Origin of the sequence: Ralstonia sp. 1138, from assembly GCF_040544795.1 — a bacterium.
Taxonomy (GTDB): Bacteria; Pseudomonadota; Gammaproteobacteria; order Burkholderiales; family Burkholderiaceae; genus Ralstonia; species Ralstonia flatus.
In genome coordinates, this window is record NZ_JBEPKQ010000006.1 from 240,938 (window position 1) to 247,090 (window position 6,153).

Below are 6,153 nucleotides of genomic sequence, written 5' to 3' on the forward strand. Positions count from 1 at the left end.
TGCTTCGATTCCCGTCCCTCACGCATCATGGCCTACCTCACCATCGAAGACACCATCGGCAACACGCCGCTGGTTCAGCTCCAGCGCATTCCCGGCGAAGGCAACGCGCGTCGCGGCAATGTCATCCTCGGCAAACTCGAAGGCAATAATCCGGCCGGCTCGGTCAAGGACCGCCCTGCGCTGTCCATGATCAAGCGCGCCGAAGCGCGGGGCCGCATCAAGCCGGGCGATACGCTGATCGAGGCCACCTCGGGCAACACCGGCATTGCGCTGGCCATGGCCGCCGCGGTGCGAGGCTACAAGATGGTGCTCATCATGCCGGAAGACTTGTCGGTGGAACGCCGCCAGAGCATGGCCGCTTACGGCGCCGAGATCATCCTCACCCCCGTCAAGGGCGGGATGGAATACGCCCGCGACTTGGCCGACGCGATGGAGAAGGAGGGCAAGGGCGTCATCCTCGATCAGTTCGCCAACCCCGACAACCCGCTTGCGCACTACGAGACCACCGGCCCCGAACTGTGGCGCGACACCGAAGGCCGCATTACGCATTTCGTTTCGGCGATGGGCACGACGGGCACCATCACGGGCGTCTCGCGTTTCCTGAAAGAAAAGAACGCCGAGATCCAGATCGTGGGCGCCCAGCCGGAAGAAGGCTCGCGCATTCCTGGCATTCGCAAGTGGCCCGAGGCGTATATGCCGAAGATTTACGATCCCAAGTACGTTGATCGTATGGAGCCCGTGACCCAGTCCGACGCCGAGCACATGGCGCGGCGCATGGCTCGTGAAGAAGGCATCTTCTGCGGGATCTCTGCGGCTGGGGCGTTGTGCGTGGCGCTGCGCGTGGCTGAGGAAGTCGAAAACGCGACGATCGTGTTCGTGGTGTGCGACCGGGGCGATCGCTACCTGTCGACGGGCGTCTTCCCCGCCTGACGGCACGCCGCATCGCCATGAAAAAGCGCAGCCGAGGCTGCGCTTTTTTGTTGCGTGGACGGTGGGTCAACCCTGCATCGCATGCCGCACGGCCTGGCCCAACTCGTACACCGCTGCCGCATAGAAGAAGCTGCGGTTGTAGCGCGTGAGCACGTAGAAGTTACGCAGGCCGACACGGTATTCCGTCGGTTGGCCAGGCGTCGGCAGATCGATCATCAGCACTTCGGTTTCCTGCTCGCGCGCCGCATCGACGCCCGGTGTCAGCTTCAGCCCCGCACGCGTGAGCTTGGACAGCGTCATGCCCGGATAGGGTTGGCCGTCTGCGGCGGCGGCCGCAATGCCCTGGCTGTCGGCATCGCCGGCAATGTTCCACATCACGGGGCGGTTCGGCTCCCAGCCGTGCATTTGCAGGAAGCGGGCGACGCTGCCGATCGCATCCACCGCACTGTTGCGCAGATCGACGTGGCCGTCGCGGTCGTAATCGATGGCGTATTCGCGGATGCTGGTCGGCATGAATTGCGGAATGCCCACGGCGCCTGCGTACGAGCCCAGTACCGAGAATGTGTCCGTGCCCGTGTCACGGCACCAGAGCAGGAAGTCCTTCAACTGGTTGCGGAACATCGTGCTGCGGTCTTCGCGGTTGGGCGTGTCGGGGTAGTCGAAAGCCAGCGTGGACAGCGCGTCGATCACGCGGAAGTTGCCCATGTCGCGGCCGTAGATGGTCTCGACGCCGAGGATGCCCACGATCACGTCGGCCGGTACGCCGAATTCGTTTTCGGCGCGGCGCAGCGTATCGCCGTATTGCTGCCAGAAGCGAACGCCGGCGCCAATCCGGATGGGTTCGATGAAGCGGCCGCGATACGCCGTCCAGCTTCGACGCGACGGCGTGGCCGGCGGCAGGATCAGCCGCGCCACCGTGGCGGAGTAGGCCGTGCCGGCAAACAGCGTATCGAGCGAGGTGCGGTCAAAGTTGTACTGCGCGACCAGCATGCCGATGAAGGCCTGCGTTTGTGGATTGTTGCGATAACGATCCGGGTCGATCTCTTCTTCATGCACCGCGACGCGCCGCTTGGGCGATTTGGCGGCCTTCTTGGCAGCCAGCGAAAGTGCCGGGAAAGAAAGCGCGGAGAGCGCTGCGCCAGCCACCAGGGCGCGCAATACGGGACGACGGGAAGAAGGCGATTGGCTCATGGGCAGGCTTCAAACGGGATCGGGGCATTGTAGCGGATGCGTCTGTTGGATCGCCCGGGGCGCGCGGCGTTGTCGCACAGCCGTGCTAACGTAGCGGCTGGAGACACTGAAGCACACCGGATCACAACAACATGGCGACCGGCCTCTACACGCATCCCGAATTCCTCCGGCACGAGATGGGACCGCATCATCCCGAATGCCCGGACCGTCTGCGCGCGATCGAAGACCAGCTCATCGCCAGCCGCATCGAAGACCTGCTCGTCCCGTGCGAGGCGCCGCCTGCCACCGAGGCGCAGCTGTGTCGCGTGCATCGTTCCGAATACGTGCGCGAGCTGGTGGCCAGTGTGCCGATTGCCGGCTACATGCCGATCGATCCCGACACCTCGATGAACCCGCACACATACATGGCCGCAGTGTTGGCTGCAGGTGCCGCGGTGGACGCCACGGACAAGGTCATCGCCGGCGAGCTGGAAAATGCCTTCTGCAGCGTCCGCCCGCCTGGCCACCATGCCGAGCCCGGCCGCGCGATGGGCTTCTGCTTCTTCAACAACGTGGCCGTGGCCGCGCGGCACGCACTGGATCATCACGGCTTGCAGCGCGTGGCGATCGTCGACTTCGACGTGCATCACGGCAACGGCACCGAAGCCGCGTTTATCGACGAGCCGCGCGTGCTGATGTGCAGCATCTTCCAGCACCCGTTCTATCCGTACTCCGGCACCGAGGCGGTGGCGGCCAACATGGTCAACATCCCGCTGCCGGCGTACACCAATGGCCTGACCGTACGCGAGGTGGTGGAAACGATCTGGCTGCCGCGCCTGGAAGCGTTCCAGCCGGAAATGCTGTTCATTTCTGCCGGCTTCGACGCGCATCGCGAAGACGATCTGGGCCAGATGGGCCTGGTCGAGGCGGACTACGCCTGGATCACGCAGCAGCTCATGCAGGTGGCCCGCACGCATGCCAAGGGCCGCATCGTCAGCTGCCTGGAAGGCGGCTACAACCTCAGCGCGCTGGGCCGAAGCGTGGTGGCGCACGTCAAGGCGCTCGCCGAGCTTTAAGCGCTGGACGATGACGAATCGTCGATGTCATTTGAAAAAGTAATAAAGACATCGTTAAAGAATCGTTCCCCGCATGTAGGGCCTGCCTTACACTAGCGCCTCATTCAAACAAAAAAGAGACGGCAACGGCCTGGACACAGGGCGGTTGCCGTTTTTGTCTGTACGCATGATTGAACTCAAGGGGATATCGCAGCACTTTCGGGGAGCGGGCGGTCACGACGTCCACGCGCTGCGCGACGTCGACCTGACCATCGACCGGGGAGAGATTTTCGGCATCATCGGCCGAAGCGGGGCGGGCAAGAGCACGCTGGTTCGCGTGATCAATCTGCTGAATCGGCCCACTTCCGGCACCGTCACCGTGGCGGGGCAGGAACTTACCGCACTGAATGCCGACGGCCTGCGCCAGGCGCGCCGCAAGATCGGCATGATCTTCCAGCACTTCAATTTGCTGTCGTCGCGCACCGTGTACGACAACGTGGCGCTGCCCCTGGAGTTGGCCGGCACATCGCGCGAACGCATCCGCGAGATCGTGTTGCCGCTGCTGGAACTGGTGGGCCTGTCCGCACACAAGGATCGCTACCCCGCGCAGATTTCCGGTGGCCAGAAGCAGCGCGTTGGCATTGCCCGCGCGCTGGCGAGCCAGCCCGATGTGCTGCTCTCCGATGAGGCGACTTCCGCGCTGGATCCGGAGACGACGCGCTCGATTCTCGACCTGCTGCGCAAGATCAACCGCGAACTCGGTCTGACCATCGTGCTGATCACGCACCAGATGGAAGTCATCAAGCAGGTGTGCGATCGTGTGGCGGTGCTGGACGCCGGCCGCGTGGTCGAACTCGGCCGCGTCATCGATGTGTTCCTGCAACCCAAGCATGACGTGACGCGGGCGCTCATCGGCGAGGTGATCTCGCAAGAGCTGCCGCCCACCGTTCTGGCGCGTGTCGAAAGCCGCCTCACGGCGCGTGAGCAGGGTGGTCGCGACCACCTGTTCCGCCTCGCCTTTACCGGCGCCGGCGTGGACCAGCCTGTGCTGGCGCAGGCGATCCGCAACTACGGACTCGACTTCAACATCCTGCACGGCCATATCGACGAGATTCAAGGCCAGGCGTTCGGCTCGCTGGCGATCCTGGCATCGGGCGATACCGCTGACATCAACAACGCGATGAACTTCCTGCGCGAGCAGGGCGTGGTGGTCGAGGAGATCAATCATGTGGTCTGACCTGACCGATCTGTTTTTGCCCGCCTTCTGGGAAACGCTCGCCATGGTCGGCGTGTCGGGCGGTATTGGCGCGTTGTTCGGCGTGCCGCTGGGCGTGCTGCTGTATCTGACGACGGCCGGCGGCGTGCTGTCCGCACCGGCGTTCAATCGCGTGGCCGGCCTCGTCGTCAATGCCGTGCGCTCGGTGCCGTTCATCATCCTGCTCGTCGCGGTGATTCCGTTCACGCGCTTGCTGGCCGGCTCGTCCATCGGCACCGCCGCGGCCATCGTGCCGCTGACGATTGCTGCAATTCCGTTTGTTGCCCGGCTGGTCGAGACTGCGCTGCGCGAGGTCGACCGTGGCCTGATCGAAGCCGCGCAGTCGATGGGCGCGACGACCGGCCAGCTCGTCTACAAGGTGCTGCTGCCTGAAGCGATGCCGGGCATCCTCGCCGGCCTGACGATCACCTTCGTCAGCCTTGTCGGCTACTCGGCCATGGCGGGCACCATCGGCGGCGGCGGCCTGGGCGACCTGGGTATCCGCTACGGCTATCAGCGCTACGAATCGGACATCATGCTGGCGGTTGTCGTCATCCTGATCGTCTTTGTGCAGGCGGTGCAATCCACGGGCGATTGGCTCGTGCGCCGCCTGAGCCACCGTTAATCATTCAATCGACAGACAGAACGAGGAAACACAATGAATCGCCGTCAACTGCTGCAATGGTCCGCGAGCCTTGGCGCCGCATTGGCACTGGTCGCAGGCAGCGCGCTCGCGCAGAGCAAGCCGATCAAGATCGGCGTGACCGCCGGTCCGCACGCCGAGATCATGGAAGAGGTGAAGAAGGTTGCCGAGAAGGACGGCCTGAAGCTCCAGATCGTCGAATTCAACGATTACATCCAGCCGAACGCGGCCCTGGCTGCCGGTGACCTGGACGCCAACAGCTATCAGCACCAGCCCTATCTGGATGACCAGATCGCCACGCGCGGCTACAAGTTCGTGAGCGTCGGTCAGACCATCACCTTCCCGATGGGCATCTACTCCAAGAAGATCAAGTCGCTGAAGGAGTTGAAGGACGGTGCGCGTTTCGGTCTGCCGAACGATCCGACCAACGGCGGCCGCGCGCTCCTGCTGCTGCAATCGCAGGGCGTGATCAAGCTCAAGCCGAACGCCGGTTTCAAGGCTTCGCCGCGCGACGTGGCTGATAACCCGAAGAAACTGAAGTTCGTCGAGCTGGACGCCGCGCAGCTGCCGCGCTCGCTGGATGATCTGGATGCCGCCGCCATCAACGGCAATTACGCTGAAAAGGCCGGCCTGGACCCGACCAAGGATGGCATCGCCATCGAAAACCCGAAGGGCCCGTATGCCAACGTGATCGCCGTCCGCGTGGCCGACAAGGATCAACCCTGGGTCGCCAAGCTCGTGAAGGCGTATCATTCCGACGCCGTGAAGTCCTTCGTCAAGACGAAGTACAAAGATGCGGTGATTGTGGCTTGGTAACCACTTCGTGATCCTTCGGTGATCCGGTAGAGGGTTCTACCAAACAGATTGCCGGACGTTTGACTGGCGTCCGGCAAATTTTCGCGGTTAAAATAGCACGACCGTTCGGAAAAATTACGCGAGCGACCAGCCCCCCTTATAATGGCCGGCGTTTTGCAAAATCGTCTTATCAATTAGTGGAGTGAGCGCATGAAAGTCCTGGTCGCAGTCAAGCGCGTGATCGATTACAACGTGAAGGTTCGCGTGAAGACGGACGGCAGCGGTGTCGATCTGGCCAACGTCAA

At 63.2% G+C, this 6,153-nt stretch carries 6 protein-coding genes and 1 pseudogene; 6 read left to right on the forward strand and 1 reads right to left on the reverse strand.

From position 1 onward, the window contains the following. Positions 1–27: 27 nt before the first annotated feature. Complete coding sequence (gene cysM / locus ABIC76_RS23510) at positions 28–930, forward strand: cysteine synthase CysM (RefSeq protein WP_102064790.1); 903 nt, start codon at positions 28–30, stop codon at positions 928–930. A gap of 66 nt (positions 931–996) precedes the next feature. Here cysM and mltB read toward each other — a convergent pair whose 3' ends face one another. Beyond that, positions 997–2,121, reverse strand: coding sequence for a lytic murein transglycosylase B (gene mltB, locus ABIC76_RS23515; protein WP_354535419.1), 1,125 nt, complete (start codon positions 2,119–2,121; stop codon positions 997–999). A 131-nt stretch (positions 2,122–2,252) separates the two neighbouring features. Between mltB and ABIC76_RS23520 the strand changes: the two genes are divergently transcribed. The 5 genes and pseudogenes from ABIC76_RS23520 to ABIC76_RS23540 form a co-directional block, all read left to right on the forward strand. Further along, on the forward strand, positions 2,253–3,176 hold the full coding sequence (locus ABIC76_RS23520) for a histone deacetylase family protein (protein ID WP_354535420.1): 924 nt from the start codon (positions 2,253–2,255) through the stop codon (positions 3,174–3,176). Positions 3,177–3,342: 166 nt separating this feature from the next. Next, on the forward strand, positions 3,343–4,392 hold the full coding sequence (locus tag ABIC76_RS23525; protein WP_102064793.1) for a methionine ABC transporter ATP-binding protein: 1,050 nt from the start codon (positions 3,343–3,345) through the stop codon (positions 4,390–4,392). Continuing rightward, positions 4,382–5,035 carry a methionine ABC transporter permease gene (locus ABIC76_RS23530; RefSeq protein WP_027677866.1) on the forward strand — a complete coding sequence of 218 codons (654 nt, stop codon included), beginning with the start codon at positions 4,382–4,384 and terminating at the stop codon, positions 5,033–5,035. Before ABIC76_RS23525 ends, ABIC76_RS23530 begins: the two co-directional genes overlap by 11 nt. A gap of 33 nt (positions 5,036–5,068) precedes the next feature. After that, positions 5,069–5,869: a MetQ/NlpA family ABC transporter substrate-binding protein gene (locus tag ABIC76_RS23535; RefSeq protein WP_065857263.1), complete on the forward strand. Its 801-nt coding sequence runs from the start codon at positions 5,069–5,071 to the stop codon at positions 5,867–5,869. A 189-nt stretch (positions 5,870–6,058) separates the two neighbouring features. Continuing rightward, positions 6,059–6,153 (forward strand): annotated as a pseudogene (locus ABIC76_RS23540) (electron transfer flavoprotein subunit beta/FixA family protein); the annotation flags it as partial.